Genomic DNA, 17,163 nt, shown 5'->3' on the forward strand with positions numbered 1-17,163 from the left:
GCCGACCCCGCAGGAGCCGACCCCGCACGACCTCCCGCCGTCGGCCGAGCTGAGCACGCACGGCGTCGGCCCGTGGCCGGGCGTCTGGCCGGACGACCCCCGCTACGACCCCGAGCTTTTGCGGCACGGCGACACCCGGAACGTGATCGACCGCTACCGCTACTGGCGCATGGAGGCCGTGGTCGCCGATCTGGACGAGCACCGGCATCCGTTCCACGTGGCCATCGAGAACTGGCAGCACGACATGAACATCGGCTCGATCGTGCGCAGCGCGAACGCGTTCGCGGCCGACACCGTGCACATCATCGGCCGACGGCGCTGGAACAAGCGCGGCGCGATGGTGACCGACCGCTATCAGCATGTGCTGCACCACGACGACGTGCAGGCGTTCGTGGCCTGGGCGCGCGGTGCCGGCCTCCCGATCGTCGCGGTCGACAACGTGCCGGGGTCGGTCCTCATCGAGACCTACGCGCTGCCGAGGGAGTGCGTGCTGCTGTTCGGGCAGGAGGGCCCTGGCCTGTCCCCCGCCGCCCTCGAGGCCGCGGACGTCGTGGTGGAGATCTCCCAGTTCGGCTCCACCCGCTCCATCAACGCCTCCGCTGCGGCCGCCGTCGCCATGCACGCGTGGATCCTTCAGCACGTCCCCTTCTCTTAAGCCATCCGTTCCTCACTTTCTCTCGCTCTCGCCCGGCGTGTTGCGGGAGAAAGTGAGGAAGCGACGGTGGATGACGGTCAGCGGTTCGTGCGACGGACGACGAGCTTGAGGGCCGACCAGTCGTGGGAGAGGGCGGCGACCTTGACGTCGACGAGGCCGCGCGCGAGCGCGGTGTCGCGGATGACGTTCTCGTCGAGGTCGCTGACGTGCCCTGCGGCCTTGCGCGGCCAGGCGGCCCAGATCATCCCGGCCGGGTGGATTCGCCGCGCCAGCTCGTCGAGCTCGTCGAGGTACGCCGCGGCTTCCCGGTAGAACGCAACGATCATCCCCGCCGGCTCCGTCGACGTCGGCGGAAGCCAGTCGATGTCGCCGGGGCCGTCCTCCACGGGAACCGACCAGCCCGGATCGGCGTGCAGCAGCTGCGCGTGCATCCCTGGCTTCAGGCCCAGCTTCTTCCAGAGCGGCGTGCCCGAATAGCCCGCAGTGCCGGTCATGCGCCGCTCCACCCCGAGTCGGCTGCGATGCGCGCGATCGCCTCGGCGTCGAGGTCGTAGACCGTCTCGCCGTCGTCGGCGGCGGGTGCGCGCACCACGTGCGCCCGTACCGGGCCGTCCACAGGAAGCTGGACCATCGCGAACCCCGCTCCGCGCTCGGCGCGCTCCCGAGGCGCGGGCCACAGCACATCGGTCGTGTTGGCGACCGCGGGCGCCACCACGACCGGGATGCCGGGCTGGCCGGCCTCGGTGATCAGCGCGTGGTGGTAGTGCCCGGCGAGGATCAGCCGGACATCGGAGGCCGAGCACACGTCGATCAGCGGCTGCGGGTCCACGAGGCGCAGGGTGTCGAAGAGGCCGGTCGTGGGCCGGACGGGCGGGTGGTGGAGGACGACGACGGTCCCGTTCGCGCTCGGAGTGCTCAGTGTGTCACGCAGCCGCTCGAGGCGCGCACCGTCCAGCCTGCCGTAGCCCGCGCGGGCGACGGTCGTGTCGACGGTCACGACCCGGAACCCGCCCACCGCCAGCTCCGTCTCTCGCGCACCGAGCACCTCCTCGAACGCGTCGGGGAGGTCGTGGTTGCCCATCGCGTAGGCGACGGCCGCTCCGCGCTCCTCGGCCCACGGCTCCAGCCGCTCCTTCAGCAGCCGGTACGAGGCGGCGCTGCCATCGTCGGAGAGGTCGCCGGACGCCACCACCAGGTCGACGGCCTCCAGCTCGCCGGCGCGCACGAGCACCCGGTCGAGGGCTGCCAGCGTGTCGACCAGCCCGTAGTGCAGCCGACCGTCGCCGTACAGGTGGGTGTCGCTGAGGTGCAGGATGCGCAGAGGATCGGTCACGCCGCCACCCTAGCGCCGAGCGCCGACCCTCACGCGCTGTCGCGTCGGGCGTCGGCCGTCACTCGGCGTCGACCGCCTGGATGAGCGCTTCGACCGCGGTGAGCAGGTTGTGCAGGGCCTGCCGCTCGATCGAGTCCTCTGCGAGCTTCTGGATGTCGTAGCTCGCCGCGTTCGCCGCCTGCCTGGCCTGCGAGATCGCCGCCTGTGCTTCGAGATCCGCCATGGGTTCCTCCTCGGGGTCGGGTGCTGTCGTGCGACACCCTAGTCACCGGCCTGGTGCGAGGGATAGGCCCGCCCGTTGAGCGTGTCAGCCGATCAGCGATGGCCGGAGGTCGCGCAGCGTTCGGAAGTGCGTCATCCGGGTGACCCCGATCGCCGAGACGAGCAGCGCGATCAGCATCCACAGTGCCAGCACGCCCGCGTCGGCCCAGGCCGTGGCCGGGTTGCCGCCGTACATGAGCTGCCGTATTCCGTCGACGGCATACGACATCGGCAGCACGTGGTGCAGTGCGGCGAGCGGCCCGGGCAGCGTCTGCCAGGGGAAGGTGCCGCCGGCCGTGACCAGCTGCAACACCATCAGCACGAGCCCGAGGAACTGCCCGACGCTTCCGAGCCAGACGTTCAGCGCGAGGATGATCGATGCGAACGTCAGGGACGCGAGCGCCATCATCCCGAACATGCCGAGCGGGTTGTGGATGGCGAAGCCGAGCGCACCCGCGACGATCGCGAACAGGCCGACCATCTGTACGGCGCCGAGCAGCCCGGGCGTGAGCCATCCGGCCAGGGTGATCTTCACGGGCGAGTGGAGCGCCGTGATCGCCCGACGGGAGACCGGCTTGACGATCAGGAACAGCGCGTAGATGCCGATCCACCCGGCGAGGGCGACGAAGAACGGCGCGAGGCCGGCGCCGTAGGTTCCCGCGGAGGTGATCGAGTCGTTGTGCAGGTTCACCGGGTCGGCGATGGTCGACGCCTGCTTCTTCTGCAGAGACGGCGAGTTGTCGGGGATCTGCGAGACCCCCTTCACGAGCCCGTCGCGCAGCTGGGTCGTGCCGTCGTGCAGGGTGGTCAGGCCGTCGCGCAGCTGGGCGGAGCCGGCGGCGGCGGAGGCCGCGCCGGTCGCGAGCTGAGACGCGCCCGCCTGAGCCTGCGACGATCCGCTCGCGACCTGGGCCGCGCCGGAGGCGACCTGGTCGGCGCCGGAGGCCAGCTGGTTCACCTGGCCGACGGCGGATTGGATCTGCGTATTGCCCGACTGGACCTTGCCGTCGATGTCACCGAGCGCGGTCTGCACCTGCTCGATGACGGTTGGGTCGACGTGAGCCGCCTGGAGGCGTGCGATGAGGTCCTGACCCACCGCGGGTGCGTCAGCCGCCAGCTTCGCGGCGACCTGGCCGGCCTGTGTGGCCTTTGCGGCGAGCTGGTCGTTGCCCGCCGCGACCCGGGAGGCGCCGTCGCTGACCTGCGCGGCTCCGGCGGACAGCTGGCTCAGCTTGTCGGCGAGTGTCTGCGATCCGGTCGCGAGCTGGGCGGTGCCGTCGGCCAGCTGGGAGGCGCCGCTCTGCGCGGTCGCGCTGCCGTCGACCAGCTGATCGGCGCCGTCCACGGCCTTCACGAGGCTCGAGCGGATGTCGGCGAGCCCGAGCAGGAAGCGCTGGGCTGCCTCCTCGTTGACCTGCTTCACGATCGAGGTGCGGATCTTCTCCGCCGCCTGCGTGCCGATCGTGGAGGCCAGGTAGCTGTTCGTGTCGTTGGTCGTCAGGGTGACGATCGCGCGGCGCGGGCTGTCGCCGGACGCCGAGGCGAGAGCCGACGAGAAGTCGGAGGGGAAGGTGATGCTGAAGTCGTACTTCGAGTCGTCGACGCCGCTCGCGGCCGAGCCCGACGCGACGCGATGCCACTGGAACGAGCCGTCCTCGATGAGCTGGTCGGCCACCTGGTCGCCGTAGTTGACGCTCTTGCCGTCGATCGTCGTGCCGGTGTCGTCGACGACGATCGCCGCCGGGATGCGGTCGAGGTTGGCGTACGGGTTCTGGTTGGCCCAGAGGTAGAGGCCGCCGTAGAGCACGGGCACGCACATCAGCGCGATGAGCGCGACGATGGACATGGGGCTGGCGGTCAGCCGGCGGAACTCCGCCGCGATCATCTGCGGGATCTTCATGCGTTCTCCACCTGGTCGGTGACGATCAGGTCGCCGGGCTCTGACAGGAAGCGCTCGTCGGTGTCGTCCCGTCCCGGGTCTTCGTCGAATGTCTGGGGGCCGGTCTGCGTCTCGTCGAGCCTCGAGACCAGGGAGGCCGCAGCGATCGCGGCGGCGGAGGCGTCGCCGGCGACCACGAGCACGGCGATGCCGCGCCCGGCGAGCTCGCGGGCGAACTCCCACCACTCGACGGGGTCGCCCCCATGCCGGTCGGGCGACACGATCACCAGGCCCTCCACGCCCGCGCGCATCAGCGCGAGCTCGGCGAGCAGGCGGATGCGCACCGTCGGCGGCACGGTTCCGATCGCCCAGCGGCCGTACTCGGACGCGCCGAGCTCGCTCAGGCGCCTGTTGACGGCGATCGGGTGGGAGGCGCGGCCGGCGAACATGAGCTCTTCCGCCACGATTCCGGCGACCGTCACGTCCGGGGCCGGCTCGCACACGTCGGGGGCGTCGATCAGGGCGACGCGCTTGCGCAGGTCGCTGTAGTCGTGCCGGCCGTCGATCGTCACCGTGCCTGCGTCGGGGCGCATCCGGCCGGACGCGATCAGCCCGAGCACCGTCGGACGCTGCTCGGTCTCGGCGCGCACGAGCGTCGCCTGCCCGGTCTGGAAGGTCGCCGAGGTCGCCGGGAGCGCCGCGAAACGCGGGCCCTTGGCGATGGCGTCGAGCATGATCTTCACTCTCCGGTCTCCTGTCGCTGCTGTGCTTGAACGGCCTCGAACGCGAGCTCGGGGGTGCTGTCGAGCAGTTCGCCGGCCTCCCGCCAGCCCATGCCGGCGGCGGAGAGGGCGGCGAGGATGACGAGCCGGTGGCCCGCCCGGTCGGAGAGCCCCGCCCGGGTGGCCTCGTCGAGCACCGATACGGCCGCGTTCTCGATGAGCCGCGTGGCGGTCTCGCGGTCGAGGTCGGTGCGGATCGTGCCGTCGTCCATCCCGCGCTGCACCGTGCCGCGCAGGCGGTCGCGAGCCGGGTCGAGTGCGGTGCCGACGAGCTCGCGGTGCGGGCCGCGGACGGCGAGGGCCGCGCTCACGCGGATGTGCTCGACCTCCGCCCACAGGGTCGCGCCGAACAGGGCGATCTCGACGCGCGCGTCGGGGTGCGCCACCGGGTCGAGCAGGGCGGCGAGGCGGCCTGCGCCGCGGGTGAAGACGTCGACAAGGAGGTCGTCGCGGTTGGCGAAGTGGCCGTACAGGGCGCGGCGGCTGAGGCCCGCGCGGGCGGCGATGGTCTCGAGGGAGGCGTCGATGTCCTCGTTGAGGGCCGCAGCGGCGGCGACGAGGATGGCCTCCCGGTTCGCGGCCGCGTCGCGGCGCGGAGCGCGCGTGGAGGGGGTGGACATGCCGCCACTCTACTCTTCTTGCACACCATTGTGCAACTTAGTCATCCTCCCGTGCCCCTCGGGGGCGGCGAGGGGCGGTAGGGCGCAAGCGGCCGGGGTCAGCCGGGGGTCGGAGCGCTGCGCGCGACCCGCGGCAGCCGAACGCTGCGCCGGGCCGCGACCGCGGCGAGCGTCACGGCGAGCGCCGCGACGGCGAACACCAGGAGCGGGCCGACGGCGCCGAAGGCGGTCGCCGCATCGCCACCCGCGGCCGCGCGCAGCATCGCCAGCGCGGGAGCCGTCGGCAGCGCGCCGGCGAGAGACGAGAGTGCCGCCGGCACGGTCGACGACATCCCCGCGGTGAGGGCGACGATGCCGACCAGGAGTGCGACGAGCCGGCCGACTCCGCCGAACGCGGCGGCCAGCGCCTGGTTGAGCACCCCGAAGACCGCACCGACGAACGCCGCGGCGAGTGCGAAGCCGAGCCAGACGTCCGGCCGGAGGCCGAGGCCGAACTGCGCGGCGCCGGCGACCACGAGGCCCTGGCCCGCGCCGATCAGCGCGACCAGCGCGGCCGAGCGCAAAGCGATGAGCGGCGAGGAGACCGTCGACAGCAGCAGGCGCGAAGGCACGGCGCGGCGTGCGAGCGCTGTCGCCATCCCGCCGAGCCAGAGCGCGAGCACCGCGAACAGCGGGAGCGTGGCGAGGCCGACGGGTGGTGCCTTCTGCACGGCGCGCACCGGCTGAGCGGCCACAGCGGAGAGGGTCGTCATGTCGCTGTCGCTGTAGGTGGGAATGGACTGCACGGCTTGGGCGAGGCCCGACGACAGCTGGGCGGCGCCGTCCGCGGTCTGCGCGGCGCCCGTGGCTGCTGAGGCTGCGCCCGCGCTGAGCGACGCCGCCCCCGACGCAGTCTGTCCGGCGCCGGCCGCCACTTGATTGGCGCCGGATGCGGACGCGTCGATGCCGTCGACCACCGCGGGCATCGCAGCCGCGAGGGCCGCGTTGCCGGATGCGACCGCGTTCGATCCCGTGGCGAAGGTCGAGAGCCCGCTGCTCGCGTTCTGCAGGGTGCCGAGTGCGGTCTGCGCGCGCGAGCACAGCACCGCGGGGCCGGTCGCACAGAGCTGCGCCACCACCTGGGCGAACTGGGCCGTCGCCGAGGAGACCCCGGCGGAGGCCTGGTCTGCCGCGCCGGCGAGTTCTCCCGCCCCCTGTGCGAGCTGCTGGGTCTGACCGGGCAGGGGTCGGGTCTTGTCGCTCAGCGTGCCGAGTCCCGACGCGAGCGACTGCGCGCCGGCAGCAAGCGACTGCGTCCCGCCGGCGAGGGTCGCCGCCCCGCTCGCGAGGGACTGCGTGCCCTGCGCGAGTGACGAGGCCCCGGCCGAGAGGGAGGCCGCACCCGTCGCCGCAGAGCCGATCTGCTGGTCGATCGTGTTGAACCCGGCGTAGACGTTCTGCAGGTACTGGGCGGTCAGCTGCCGGTCGAGCGCCGCCGTCGCCGACTGGCTCACCGCCGCAGCGAGCGCCGGGTCGACGAGGGCGGCCGCCGGGCTGGTCTGCACCGTCACGAGCGCCTGCCTCGCGCTCGCCGCGGGGCCGCCGATCGAGGTGGCGTCGGCCGAGAACGACGACGGGATGGTGAGCACCGCCGCGTACTGGCCGCTCGCGAGCCCGGCGGCCGCGTCCTTGTCGTTGGTGAGCACCCAGTCGAAGTTGGTCGGGTCTTCGCTGGGCGGCGCCTCCGTCGGACTGCCGGACGCGGACACCGTCGATCCGCCGGCGATCAGGGAACCGGCGAACTGCCTCCCCAACGGCACGGTCTTGCCGTTCACGGTCACGGGGGTGTCGTCGTTGACCACCGCCGCCGTCACCCGGTCGAGGTGCTGAGCGGGCGAGAACAGGCCCCAGCCGAGCACGCCGACCACGAGCAGCGGCGCGAGGGCGAGGCCGACGAGGGTGAGAGCTCGCGTTCGCTCGGTTCCGGCACGGGCGTCGAAGGGTGCCCTGTCGTCGTCTCGGAGTGTCATGGGATGGGCTCCCGTCGCGTGCGAGGGGTGGATGGGGCGGAGGCGGCACCGGCCGGGAGGAGGTCGGCGACGGACTCGGGGGAGGTCGCGGCGAGCACGAGCGCCGTTCCGCCCGCGGTCACGAGGGCGAGCTGATCGGCGAGCTCCGCCCGCTCGGCGCCGGTCACCGCCTCCGCGCCGTCCACCACCAGGACGACCGGGCGGTCGGAGGACGCATCGCGCACGGCCGCGACCGCGTCGCGCGTGCGGTCCAGCCGGGCGATCGCCGCGCGTGACCGCACCGACGAGCGCCGCACGGGCAGCAGCAGGCCGTCGACCTTGAGCCGCCCGGCCTCCAGCGGCGCGCGCCCGGCGATCGCCGACGCGAGCGCGGTGTGCCCCGGCCCGGTCAGGACGACCGCGCCGCCGCGCGGCACCAGCGCGTCGAAGGCCCCCGACCCTCCCGCGCGTGCTCCGTGTGCGGCGATGGCGTAGTCGCCGCCCGGCTCCGGCCAGTCTGCGGCGTCGAGCTCCGCCTGCACGCCCTCGCCCTCGATGTCGAGCACGGGGAGGGCACGATCCCACGACCGCGGCATCCACCAGGTCGCCCTGCCGAACAGCACCAGCACGGCCGGGATCAGCGTCATCCGCACCACGAACGCGTCGACCGCCACACCGACCGCGAGGCCGAGCGCGATCGGCTGGATCTGCGCGTCACCACCCGGGATGAACGCGGCGAACACCGCGAACATGATGATCGCGGCGGCGGTGACCACTTTGGCCGAGCCCTCGAAGCCCTTGTGCACGGAGCCCTTCGTGTCGGCGCCCAGCAGGTGCTCCTCGCGCATCCGGCTGGCGAGGAACACCTCGTAATCCATGGCCAGGCCGAACAGCACACCCATGACGATGATCGGCATGAAGCTGATCACCGAGCCGATGTGCGCGACGCCGAGCGGCCCGGCGAACCAGCCGCTCATGAAGACCAGGCTGGTGACGCCGAAGGCCGCGCCGATGCTGAGGAGGTAGCCGAGTGCGGCCGTGACCGGCACCACGATCGACCGGAAGACGATGGCCAGCAACACCAGCGACAGCCCGACGACCAGCAGCGCGAACGGCAGCAGCGCACCTCCCAGCCGGCTGGAGATGTCGATGCCGGCCGCCGTGTAGCCGGTGATCGAGAGGTCGATGCCGTACTCGTGCTCGAAGTGGTCGTGCATCGAGCGGAGCGTCGCGACGAGCTGCTGGGTCTCGGGGGAGTCGGGCGCGCCTGTCGGGACCACCTGGGCGATCCCGGTGTCGCCCGGCTCGTTCGGCGTCGACAGCGGCACGGCGGCGACGCCCGGCACGGTCTTCAGCTCGGCGGCGAGGTCGTTCATCAGCCCGACGGGGTCGGTGCTGCCGATCACCGAGCCGGTGGCGATCAGCGGCCCGTTGTAGCCGGGGCCGAAGTGCTCGGCGATGAGGTCGTAGGCGATGCGTGCCGGCTCGTGCTCGTCGAGCGACCCGGCGTCCGGGAGCGCGAGCCGCAGGGAGGCCGCCGGCAGCGCGACCAGCGCCAGCAAGGCGATCACCAGCACGACGGTGAGGATCGGGATGCGGGTGACGGCGTGCACCCAGGTGGTGGCCACGGGATGCTCGCGACGCGGGCGCTTGGGCTTGGGGGTGCGCTTCGCCTGCGGCGGCGGGGGTGGTGCCGCGCTGCCGTCGGGCGGCTCGGCCTCCTGCGCGTCGCCGCCCGCCGCCGGGGTGGCGTTCGACGGCTCTGCGGGCGCCTTCGGCGTCGCTCTCCGGAACTTCTTCGCCACCACGCGCATCCCCGCGAAGCCCAGCAGCGCGGGGGTGAGCGTCATCGAGATGAGCACCGCGAGCGTCACCGCGAGCGCCGCGGCGACACCCATCGTCGTCAGGAACGGGATCCCGGCGACGCTGAGCCCGACCAGCGCGATGATGACCGTGACGGCCGCGAAGACCACGGCGGACCCGGCGGTCGCCACCGCTCGCGCGGCGGACTCCTCCGGCTCCATCCCGCGTTTCAGCTGCTCCTGGTGGCGGGAGATGATGAACAGCGCGTAGTCGATCCCGACGGCCAGCCCGAGCATCAGCGCCAGCAGCGGAGTCGTGGAGGCGATGGTGAGCCAGTGCGTCGCGGCGAAGATGAGCGACAACGACAGCCCGGCGCCGAGCAGGGCGGTGATCAGGGGCAGTGAGGCGGCGATGACCGACGCGAAGGTCGCGATCAGCACCGCGAAGGCGACGACGATGCCCAGCAGCTCCGTGACGCTGATCCCGGCGACGCTCTGCGAGAACAGCTGGCCGCCGACGGCGACCTCCGACCCTTTCGGGAGGGCGGCCGCCAGGTCGCGTCCCGCCTTCTGCAGGGCGGCGGATGTGGCGGGCAGCACGGCCGTCTGGGCGACTGAGAGCTGGATGGGCACGATCACCGCCGAGCCGTCCGCGGCGATGTTACCGGTCGACGGCCCGCTGTAGGGGGAGGAGGCAGAGGTGACCTGGGGGATCTTCGCGATCGCGGCGGCCGACGACTCCACCGCCGACTGGAACGCGGGATCGTGCACGTCCGTTCCCTTCGGCGTGACCGCGACGAGCTGAGCGGACGTGCCGCTCACCTCGGGGAAGGTGCGGGCTAGGGCGTCCTGCGCTTCCTGAGACTCGGTGCCGGGGATGCTGAAGGTGTTGTCCGTCCCGTTGCTGAGTGCCCCCGCACCGGCCAGCAGGAGGACGAGCGCCACCAGCCAGCCGGTGAGCACCCATCTCCGCGCCCGGTAGGCGGCACGGCCCAGCATGTACAGGAGGGACGACATCGGGGCCAATGTAGAGCTTTGCTCAGCTCCCCGACAATGCCGGTCTTGGGTCGAGCGGTGCGGATCCGCTCGGGGACCCGCTCAGGATCCGCGGCGCTCCGCCGTGATCCGTGCGATCTCCTGGTCGATACCCGCCCGGACGACCTGCTCGTCCAGCCCGAGGTCGGCCAGCTTCGTCGCTGCGGTCGTGCCACTGAGGAGGGTGCCGAGCAGGAGGTGCTCCGTTCCGACGTAGTTGTGGGCCAGACCGAGCACCGCGCGCAGGGTCCCCTTGAGGACTTCTCCGCCCGATTCGGCGAAGTCGATCTCGCGCAGGGCCTCCGGGGTCGAGCCGGTGGTCCTGGCGAGGCCGACCTCCAGGGCTGTGGCCAGCCTCACGGCGTCGAGGCCGGCGTTCGCCGCGATGCGGCCGGCCACGCCGTCCGGGTCGGCGATCGACCCGACGGCGATGTGCTCGGCCGCCACCGGGGCGCCCTGCGCGCTCGCCGCGGCCGTGAGGAGCGCGTCGCCTGCGCGCGGCGTGAACCGCGAGAAGAGCTGGTCGCCCGGAACCTCGAACGAGACGCCCTTTCCGACGAACCGCTGCTGCGCCGCCTGCTTGGTCACGCCCATGCTCGCCCCGATCTGGCTCCACGAAGCGCCGGACCGCCTGGCCTGGTCGACGTAGTGCCCGATGAGGGCGTCGCCCTGCTCGCTGAGCTGAGAGCCGATGATCACGGCGTCGCTCAGGCGGGCGAGCGCATCACCGTCGGGGTGGCGGTGCTCGACGTAGGCGATCAGGCTGTCGAAGGAGACGGGTGAGTTGTCCATGCGTCAAGACTAGGTTGACGATGGACGGGCGTCAAGATCAACTTGACGCCCGTCGGTCTCCCCGCAAACGGGTCGCGATAGGATCGAGTGCGACGGTCGTCCGCGAGGCGCCGACGCGCTCCCGACCATCGAGAGGACGAAACGTGCCCGCGATCGTGATCATCGGCGCCCAGTGGGGCGACGAAGGCAAAGGCAAAGCGACCGACCTGCTCGGCAGCCGCATCGACTACGTCGTCAAGTTCAACGGCGGCAACAACGCCGGGCACACGGTCGTCGTCGGCGACGAGAAGTACGCGCTGCACCTGCTGCCGTCCGGCATCCTGACCGACGGTGTCACGCCCGTCATCGCCAACGGCGTCGTCGTCGATCTCGAGGTGCTGTTCCAGGAGCTCGACGGGCTCATCGCGCGCGGCGTCGACGTGTCGCGGCTCAAGGTCAGCTCGAACGCGCACGTGATCACGCAGTACCACCGCACGATCGACAAGGTCACGGAGCGGTTCCTCGGCAAGCGGCAGATCGGCACCACCGGCCGGGGCATCGGCCCGACCTACGCCGACAAGATCAACCGCGTCGGCATCCGCATCCAGGACCTCTTCGACGAGAACATCCTGCGGCAGAAGGTGGAGGGCGCCCTCGACCAGAAGAACCACCTGCTGGTGAAGGTCTACAACCGCCGCGCGATCGGCGTCGACGAGGTCGTCGAAGACCTGCTGAGCTACGCCGAGCGGCTGCGGCCCATGGTGGTCGACTCGTCGCTGCTGTTGAACGAGGCGCTGGAGGACGGCAAGTACGTGCTGTTCGAGGGCGGTCAGGCCACCATGCTCGACGTCGATCACGGCACCTACCCGTTCGTCACCTCCTCCAACTCGACCGCGGGCGGCGCCGCGACCGGATCGGGCATCGGGCCCAACCGCATCGACCGCGTCATCGGCATCGTGAAGGCCTACACCACGCGCGTCGGCGCCGGTCCCTTCCCGACCGAGCTGTTCGACGAGTGGGGCGAGTTCCTGCGCGAGCGCGGCTTCGAGTTCGGCACCACCACCGGTCGCCCCCGCCGCACCGGCTGGTACGACGCGCCCGTCGCCCGCTACACCGCCCGCATCAACGGCGTCACCGACTTCGTGCTCACCAAGCTCGACACCCTCACCGGCATCGAGCGCATCCCGGTCTGCGTCGCCTACGATGTCGACGGCGTGCGCCACGACGAGGTCCCCTCCTCGCAGAGCGACTTCCACCATGCGCTGCCGATCTACGAGGAGTTCCCCGGCTGGACGGAGGACATCAGCGGTGCGCGCACCTTCGACGACCTCCCGAAGAACGCGCAGGACTATGTGCTCGCCCTGGAGGCCATCTCCGGAGCCCGCATCTCCGCGATCGGCGTCGGCCCGGCCCGCGACGAGATCGTCGTGCGCCACGACCTCGTCGACTGAGGGGCGCGTCCGCGTGGGGGTGTTTCGCCGAGGGGCACGCAAACGCCCCTAAAACGCCCTTTTGGGGGCGTTTACGTGCCCCTCGGCGTCAGAACCACGTGCTCAGCCGCGGCGGCACCGCCGTGCGGAACAACCGGTCGAGCGCGTCCGCGTCGCCGTGGATGCGGCCCGCGAGCGCGAGGCCGCGCGCCAGGTCGTGTCCGAGGTAGACGCTGCCGAGCGACTCGACCGGGAGCGTCACGTCCGGCGCGTCGGCCGTCGATTCGACCCTGGCCTCGCCGTCTTCGACGATGACCCGGTAGCGGCCGCCGGCGAAACCGAGTTCGTCCGTGACCTCCAGCACCAGGTCGCCGTCGCTCTCGTAGCGGCGGGAGGTCAGGGTTGCCGGAACGTCGAGGATGCGCACCCACAGGTGGTCCTGAACGCTGGTGAGCCGGGCCCCGCGGATGTCCTGCACCAGCAGCTGCACGGGCTCGTCGACGCCGCGCGTCCACGCCTTCACCTCGGCGACGAGGTCGAGCTCGAGGAGGAAGCGCCACAGCGCCGTCAGAGCTGCGTCGGTGGCCGCGGCCAGGTAGCCGACCTCCACCACGTGGCGCGAGAAGTCCTCCTCGCCGCCGCGCACGACGTAGCTCACGAAGCCCTCCGGCCGCCCTTCCGGCGAGTCGTAGCGGACGAGCAGCCGGCGGTCGCCATCCTCGTCGCCCTTCAGCGGTCCGATGAGGCGGTCGGCGAGGTACGGCTCCAGCCCGATTTCACCGGCCCGGGAGGCCATGGTCTCCGCCAGCACGGCGTAGCCCGTCTCGCGGTACTCCTCCGGCGTCGTGAACGACAGGCGCCCCGGCGTCGGCGCTCCTGCCCAGCGGACCCGCTTCGCATCGATGCTCCAGCCGGTGGCGAAGGTGGCGGGGCCGAAGCCCCAGCGCCCGTAGATCGTGGACTCCGACACGGTGAGGATCGCGGCGGGGACTCCCAGCGCGTGCGCGGTGCGCAGCTCTGCGCCGAGCAGCGCGGTCGCGATCCCGCGGCGGCGGTGCGTCGGCGCGACCGTGACCGAGCTGATCGCCCAGGCCTCGAGCGCGGCTCCACCCGGCACGGTGAGCGGAGCGACCCATGAGTTGACGGTCCCGACCGGGGTGCTGACGCCGTCGTCGTAGACGGCGGTGGTGCGGCGGCCGCCGAAGTTGCCGCGGGCCTCCTCGAGCACCTCCTCGGTGGGTCGCCGGCCGTGGAACCCGCGGAAGTCGGCGATGATCCACGCGTCGAGGGCGGCAGCGTCGGCGGGGTCGACGAGTGAAAGTCGGAGGCCGGAGTCGGCCAGGGCTCCCTTCGAGCGCTCGTCCACGGGTGCGGTGAGGTGTGTCTCGGTCATGCCCCCACGCTATCGGGAGGGTGCGACGCCCGGCCAGCCGCCGCCGGGCCGGCGGTCACCGCTCCGCGAGCGCGTGCAGGATCGGCAGCAGTGCATCGGGGGCCGCTGTCGCCGCCGGCCCGAAGAACGTCGCGTCGGCCGCCTCCACCGAGCGGATCGCCGCGACGGCGGCCGCTGCGCCCGCCGGCGTGACGCGCAGCACCTTCGCCCGGCTGTCGGAGGGGTCCTGTTCGCGTTCGAGCAGCCCTTTCGCCGCCAGCCGGCGCACGACCTCCGAGGTCATGCGCGGGTCGGAGCCGGTGAGCTCGGACAACCGCGACTGGCTGGGCAGCTCGTCGTGGCCGTTCGACCACCAGGTGGAGGCCAGCAGCACGAACTGCGCGTGGGTCAGGTCGTGCAGACGCAGCGCGTCCGCCATGGCCCGCTGCCAGCGCAGGGTGGCATGCCACAGCAGGAATCCCGGGCTGGTCGCCGGCCCTTCGGGGAAGTCGGTCATCCGTCCAGTGTGGCCGGGTCGCCCGCCGGAGCGTGGCCCGTGTCGTCCGTGTCGTCCCTCTCGTCGGCGCGGCGCACCGCCTCCGCCAGGAGCGCGGCGAGCGACCCCGGGAAGTCGGCGCTGATCTGGGGGCCGAGCTCCGGCCCCACCGTGTCGGCGTCCGCCCCGTCGATCGTCAGAGAGTAGCGCACGGAGGTCCCCTCGTCGAGGTCGTCGAGGTCGTCGAGGTCGTCGAGGTCGTAGCGGAACGTCAGCCGCACGCCGTCGAACTCGGTGACATCGGCGTAGGTGCGTCCGGCGACGAGCTCGACGATGCGCGAACGGATCGGGTCCTGGCTCTCGGGCGTGACCGTCAGCTCGGTCCCGACCGAGAACGGCCCGTGAAGTTCGAACCGGTCGGCGCCGGGGTAGGTGAGGTCGCCGGTGTGGAGGTCGCGCACGGCCTCCCAGACGGCCTCGCGCGACGCCCCGGTCTCGGCGGTCTCTGCTGTGCTCCACATCATCGTCACCTTTCGCTGTGCGTAGATAATCTATGCATAGAGTAAATCGGATCGCGTGATAGCACAACCCCCGCTCGTACCGCGGGACCACCTCCAGCGGATGACGCGCGGCGCCTGGAATCGTGCCTGCGCCGGACGCGGAGGCCCGCCGCCCGCATCCAGGCTGGAGACCATGACAGCTTCACCCGACGCTTACGCCACCCACCCCGTGCTCCACGCTTCCGCCCTCACCAAGGCCTACGGTTCGGCCGTCGCCCTCGGCGGTGTCGACTTCCGCATCGCCGCGGGTGAGTCGGTCGCGATCATGGGGGCCTCCGGCTCGGGCAAGACCACCCTTCTGCACTGCCTGGCCGGGATCGTGAAGCCGGATTCGGGCGCGGTCGTGCTGAACACGCCGACCGGCCCCGTCGACGTGACGGCCCTCGGCGAGTCGGGGAGGTCCCGACTGCGCCGCGAGGCGTTCGGCTTCGTGTTCCAGCAGGGCCTGCTCCTCCCCGAGCTGACCGCCGTCGAGAACGTCGCCCTCCCTCTGATGCTCTCGGGCACGCCGCGCCCGACCGCCGAGGTGGCGGCCGCCGAGTGGCTGGGCCGTCTGGGCCTCGGCGGGATGGAGGCGCGCCGGATCGGCGAGCTCTCCGGCGGTCAGGCCCAGCGCGTCGCGATCGCCCGCTCCCAGGTGACCGGCGCGTCGGTGGTGTTCGCCGACGAACCGACCGGGGCGCTGGACTCCAGCACATCGGCGGAGGTCATGGCGGCCCTGATCGCCTCCACCACCGGCAACGGGCGCTCCCTCGTGGTCGTGACCCACGACGACGAGGTCGCGCGGCAGTGCGGCCGGGTCCTCAAGCTGTCCGACGGACGCATCGTCGACGAGGCGGTCACCCGATGACCACGCTCCGGGTCGCCTGGCTGTTCGCACGCCGCGGCGCCGACGACCGGTCGACGGTGCTGCTCCCCGTCATCGCGTTCGCGGTGTCGTCCCTGCTGCTGCTCGTCGTCGCGGGAGGCGCCCAGGCCTTCTTCTCGTGGCGGGACGGCGACGCGTTCGTCTATCAAGCGCTCGCGGTCATCGCACTCGCTCTGCTCGTCGTGCCGCTCGTGGGCCTCGGAGGCTCAGCTGCGCGACTCTCCGCCCGCCGCCGCGACGACCGACTCGCTGGGCTGCGGCTCCTCGGCGCGTCGCCGACGATGGTGGCCGCCCTCACCGTCATCGAGTCGACAGGGCTCGCCGTCGTCGGCACGATCGCCGGGGTCGTGCTGTACCTGCCGGTCGCCCCGCTCGTCGGGCTGATCCCGTTCCGGGGTGAGCCGCTCGGCGCAGCGGCCGCCCTCCAGCCCGGCGGGGTCGCGCTGGCCGCGCTGGGCGTCGCGGTGCTCGCCGCGGCGAGCGCCGCGCTCGGGCTGCGCAGCGTCGTCGTGTCGCCCCTGGGCGTGCGGACCAGGCAGGCCGCACCGCGGGTGCACTGGATCCGCGCCCTGATCGCCGTCGTCGTGGTCGCCGCCACCTACCTGGTCATGGGCGCCCTGCAGGTCTTCGACGGAGCGCTCGTCGTGCTGACGGTGCTCGGGATCGGCTTCGGCGGCTCGATCGCCGTCCTCAACCTCGTGGGACCGTGGGTGCTCCGGAAGATCGCCTCCGGGCAGGCGCGCCGAGCCGCGACCGCACGCAGGCTGCTCGCCGCCCGGGCCGTGCTCGAATCGCCGAAGGCCGCGTGGCGCCAGGTGTCGGGTGTCGCGATGACGAGCTTCATGGCTGTCTTCGCGGGCGTCGGGGTGGGGATCCTCGGGATGGCGGGCGACGGAGGCGACGACCAGAGCCGGACGCTGCTCGCCGACATCCGCACGGGTGTCGTCGTCACGGTGATCGTGTCGTTCCTGATGGTCGCCTGCTCTGCGGGGGTGAACCAGGCCGCCGCCGTGCTCGACCGCCGCGATCTCTACGTCAGCCTCGACCGCATCGGCATGCCTGTCGGGGAGATGGACGCGGCACGGTCGCGTGCCGTGATGTCGCCGCTCCGCGTGACGACGATCGGCTCCGCGCTCACCGCGGCGATCGTGGTGTTCCCGCTCGCGGGCCTGAGCCTCCTGGTCGCACCGCTCACACTGCTCATGGTGGCCGCCTGCCTGGCAGCCGGCGTCCTGCTGGTGTGGGCGGCGCTGCGCGCGACGCGCCCGGTGCTGAAGCACGTGCTGGCGGAGACGTCTCCGACGCTCTGAA

The 17,163-nt window shown here is 72.2% G+C and carries 16 protein-coding genes; 4 read left to right on the forward strand and 12 right to left on the reverse strand.

Features of this window, described 5'->3' with window-relative positions; all coding sequences use genetic code 11:
* Positions 1–49 precede the first annotated feature (49 nt).
* The gene (locus KNO15_RS11030; RefSeq protein WP_241703903.1) at positions 50–655 is read left to right on the forward strand and encodes a TrmH family RNA methyltransferase; all 606 of its coding nucleotides are present in this window, start codon (positions 50–52) and stop codon (positions 653–655) included.
* A 77-nt stretch (positions 656–732) separates the two neighbouring features.
* Here the strand turns inward: KNO15_RS11030 and KNO15_RS11035 are convergent, their stop codons facing one another.
* From KNO15_RS11035 to KNO15_RS11075, 9 genes are all read right to left on the reverse strand, one after another.
* Positions 733–1,149: a DUF3052 family protein gene (locus KNO15_RS11035; RefSeq protein ID WP_241703772.1), complete on the reverse strand. Its 417-nt coding sequence runs from the start codon at positions 1,147–1,149 to the stop codon at positions 733–735.
* Positions 1,146–1,988 (reverse strand): metallophosphoesterase family protein, encoded by an 843-nt coding sequence (locus KNO15_RS11040; protein WP_241703773.1) that lies wholly within the window; start codon positions 1,986–1,988, stop codon positions 1,146–1,148. The genes KNO15_RS11035 and KNO15_RS11040 overlap by 4 nt, the downstream gene beginning before the upstream one ends.
* Before the next feature lie 58 nt (positions 1,989–2,046).
* Entirely contained in the window at positions 2,047–2,211 is a 165-nt protein-coding gene (locus tag KNO15_RS11045; RefSeq protein ID WP_241703774.1) for a hypothetical protein, read from the reverse strand.
* An 84-nt stretch (positions 2,212–2,295) separates the two neighbouring features.
* The gene (locus KNO15_RS11050; RefSeq protein ID WP_241703775.1) at positions 2,296–4,149 is read right to left on the reverse strand and encodes a YhgE/Pip domain-containing protein; all 1,854 of its coding nucleotides are present in this window, start codon (positions 4,147–4,149) and stop codon (positions 2,296–2,298) included.
* Complete coding sequence (locus KNO15_RS11055) at positions 4,146–4,862, reverse strand: hypothetical protein (protein ID WP_241703904.1); 717 nt, start codon at positions 4,860–4,862, stop codon at positions 4,146–4,148. The genes KNO15_RS11050 and KNO15_RS11055 overlap by 4 nt, the downstream gene beginning before the upstream one ends.
* Positions 4,863–4,867: 5 nt before the next feature.
* Positions 4,868–5,530, reverse strand: a complete 663-nt coding sequence (locus tag KNO15_RS11060) for a TetR/AcrR family transcriptional regulator (RefSeq protein WP_241703776.1) — start codon at positions 5,528–5,530, stop codon at positions 4,868–4,870.
* 98 nt (positions 5,531–5,628) lie between these two features.
* Entirely contained in the window at positions 5,629–7,539 is a 1,911-nt protein-coding gene (locus KNO15_RS11065; protein ID WP_241703777.1) for a hypothetical protein, read from the reverse strand.
* Positions 7,536–10,337, reverse strand: coding sequence for an MMPL family transporter (locus KNO15_RS11070; RefSeq protein ID WP_241703778.1), 2,802 nt, complete (start codon positions 10,335–10,337; stop codon positions 7,536–7,538). Before KNO15_RS11070 ends, KNO15_RS11065 begins: the two co-directional genes overlap by 4 nt.
* Positions 10,338–10,418: 81 nt before the next feature.
* Positions 10,419–11,147, reverse strand: coding sequence for a Clp protease N-terminal domain-containing protein (locus tag KNO15_RS11075; RefSeq protein WP_241703779.1), 729 nt, complete (start codon positions 11,145–11,147; stop codon positions 10,419–10,421).
* A gap of 143 nt (positions 11,148–11,290) precedes the next feature.
* Here KNO15_RS11075 and KNO15_RS11080 point away from each other — a divergent pair, with 143 nt between their 5' ends.
* Positions 11,291–12,577: an adenylosuccinate synthase gene (locus tag KNO15_RS11080; protein ID WP_241703780.1), complete on the forward strand. Its 1,287-nt coding sequence runs from the start codon at positions 11,291–11,293 to the stop codon at positions 12,575–12,577.
* A gap of 88 nt (positions 12,578–12,665) precedes the next feature.
* On the opposite strand, the gene KNO15_RS11085 is transcribed toward KNO15_RS11080, so the two are convergent.
* The 3 genes from KNO15_RS11085 to KNO15_RS11095 are packed head-to-tail and all read right to left on the reverse strand — an operon-like array spanning position 12,666 to position 14,948.
* Positions 12,666–13,949: a GNAT family N-acetyltransferase gene (locus KNO15_RS11085; protein ID WP_241703781.1), complete on the reverse strand. Its 1,284-nt coding sequence runs from the start codon at positions 13,947–13,949 to the stop codon at positions 12,666–12,668.
* A gap of 55 nt (positions 13,950–14,004) precedes the next feature.
* Positions 14,005–14,445 carry a MarR family winged helix-turn-helix transcriptional regulator gene (locus KNO15_RS11090; protein WP_241703782.1) on the reverse strand — a complete coding sequence of 147 codons (441 nt, stop codon included), beginning with the start codon at positions 14,443–14,445 and terminating at the stop codon, positions 14,005–14,007.
* Positions 14,442–14,948: a polyketide cyclase gene (locus tag KNO15_RS11095; protein WP_241703783.1), complete on the reverse strand. Its 507-nt coding sequence runs from the start codon at positions 14,946–14,948 to the stop codon at positions 14,442–14,444. Before KNO15_RS11095 ends, KNO15_RS11090 begins: the two co-directional genes overlap by 4 nt.
* A gap of 169 nt (positions 14,949–15,117) precedes the next feature.
* On the opposite strand from KNO15_RS11095, the gene KNO15_RS11100 reads away from it, so the two are divergent.
* Both KNO15_RS11100 and KNO15_RS11105 read left to right on the forward strand, forming a co-directional pair.
* The gene (locus KNO15_RS11100; RefSeq protein ID WP_241703784.1) at positions 15,118–15,834 is read left to right on the forward strand and encodes an ABC transporter ATP-binding protein; all 717 of its coding nucleotides are present in this window, start codon (positions 15,118–15,120) and stop codon (positions 15,832–15,834) included.
* Complete coding sequence (locus tag KNO15_RS11105; protein WP_241703785.1) at positions 15,831–17,162, forward strand: permease; 1,332 nt, start codon at positions 15,831–15,833, stop codon at positions 17,160–17,162. The genes KNO15_RS11100 and KNO15_RS11105 overlap by 4 nt, the downstream gene beginning before the upstream one ends.
* The last annotated feature ends 1 nt before the right edge of the window (position 17,163 follow it).

Origin of the sequence: Leifsonia shinshuensis (genome assembly GCF_022606355.1) — a bacterium.
GTDB lineage: Bacteria > Actinomycetota > Actinomycetes > Actinomycetales > Microbacteriaceae > Leifsonia > Leifsonia shinshuensis_B.

Excerpts from the sequence above, each read along its gene's own strand:
- KNO15_RS11100 (WP_241703784.1), top strand. The coding sequence starts at position 15,118 with ATGACAGCTTCACCCGACGCTTACGCCACCCACCCCGTGCTCCACGCT.
- KNO15_RS11060 (WP_241703776.1), bottom strand. The coding sequence starts at position 5,530 with ATGTCCACCCCCTCCACGCGCGCTCCGCGCCGCGACGCGGCCGCGAAC.
- KNO15_RS11070 (WP_241703778.1), bottom strand. The coding sequence starts at position 10,337 with ATGTCGTCCCTCCTGTACATGCTGGGCCGTGCCGCCTACCGGGCGCGG.
- KNO15_RS11055 (WP_241703904.1), bottom strand. The coding sequence starts at position 4,862 with ATGCTCGACGCCATCGCCAAGGGCCCGCGTTTCGCGGCGCTCCCGGCG.
- KNO15_RS11085 (WP_241703781.1), bottom strand. The coding sequence starts at position 13,949 with ATGACCGAGACACACCTCACCGCACCCGTGGACGAGCGCTCGAAGGGA.
- KNO15_RS11105 (WP_241703785.1), top strand. The coding sequence starts at position 15,831 with ATGACCACGCTCCGGGTCGCCTGGCTGTTCGCACGCCGCGGCGCCGAC.
- KNO15_RS11075 (WP_241703779.1), bottom strand. The coding sequence starts at position 11,147 with ATGGACAACTCACCCGTCTCCTTCGACAGCCTGATCGCCTACGTCGAG.
- KNO15_RS11035 (WP_241703772.1), bottom strand. The coding sequence starts at position 1,149 with ATGACCGGCACTGCGGGCTATTCGGGCACGCCGCTCTGGAAGAAGCTG.
- KNO15_RS11090 (WP_241703782.1), bottom strand. The coding sequence starts at position 14,445 with ATGACCGACTTCCCCGAAGGGCCGGCGACCAGCCCGGGATTCCTGCTG.
- KNO15_RS11050 (WP_241703775.1), bottom strand. The coding sequence starts at position 4,149 with ATGAAGATCCCGCAGATGATCGCGGCGGAGTTCCGCCGGCTGACCGCC.
- KNO15_RS11045 (WP_241703774.1), bottom strand. The coding sequence starts at position 2,211 with ATGGCGGATCTCGAAGCACAGGCGGCGATCTCGCAGGCCAGGCAGGCG.
- KNO15_RS11065 (WP_241703777.1), bottom strand. The coding sequence starts at position 7,539 with ATGACACTCCGAGACGACGACAGGGCACCCTTCGACGCCCGTGCCGGA.
- KNO15_RS11095 (WP_241703783.1), bottom strand. The coding sequence starts at position 14,948 with ATGATGTGGAGCACAGCAGAGACCGCCGAGACCGGGGCGTCGCGCGAG.